Annotated in this window: 1 protein-coding gene; it reads right to left on the minus strand. The window is 51.2% G+C overall.

Going from position 1 to position 731, the window contains the following annotated elements; translation table 11 throughout:
• Positions 1–731 (minus strand): FGGY family carbohydrate kinase (locus tag V5298_RS15260; RefSeq protein WP_332932307.1); only part of this gene is annotated, 731 nt, incomplete at both ends.

Raw genomic sequence — 731 nt, forward strand, 5'->3', positions numbered from 1 at the left:
GCAAAAGCTGTGTAATGCGGCATCGGGATTACAGCGAAAGGTGTCGGTAACCACAAAAATGACGCCGGATGTGCCCAAGGAAATCATGGCTTGCCCGGGATTGACAATTCCTGAACCTATGGCCCCGGCGGCGTTATCACCCGCACCACCGACAATATTGGCTTGGGGCATATGCCAACGATGGGATAAAGCCTCGCTAAGTTGCCCGGTGATGTGGGGCCCTTCCACAAGGGCAGGCATATTATCTTGGGTTAAGCCACAGGCGTTAAGGAGGGCATTAGACCAAGCCCGTTTGCCGGTATCAAGCCAGCAAGTGCCCGCCGCATCAGACATATCACTGACAAACTGGCCGGATAATAAAAAGCGTAAATAATCTTTGGGCAGTAAGACTTTGTGGATACGGGCAAAATTATCAGGTTCGAACTCTTGTAACCATTTTATTTTCGGTGCCGTGAACCCCGGCATGATCAGGTTTCCTGTCATTGCCTTGGCATCAGGGATTTGTGTCATTAGGGTCTGACATTGTTTCGCGCTGCGCCCGTCATTCCACAGGATGGCCGGACGTATCACCTTGTTGGCTTTATCGAGTATAACCGCGCCATGCATTTGACCCGCTAAACCTATGGCACGAATATGCTTTAATTTTCCTTCGTTTCCCAACTGGGTTAACACGCTATCAAGGGCTTGCCACCAGTGTTCGGGATCTTGCTCTGACCGGCATTCCTGAGGGG

The sequence above is a fragment of the Alteromonas sp. 14N.309.X.WAT.G.H12 genome, from assembly GCF_036697315.1.
Lineage (GTDB): Bacteria > Pseudomonadota > Gammaproteobacteria > Enterobacterales > Alteromonadaceae > Alteromonas.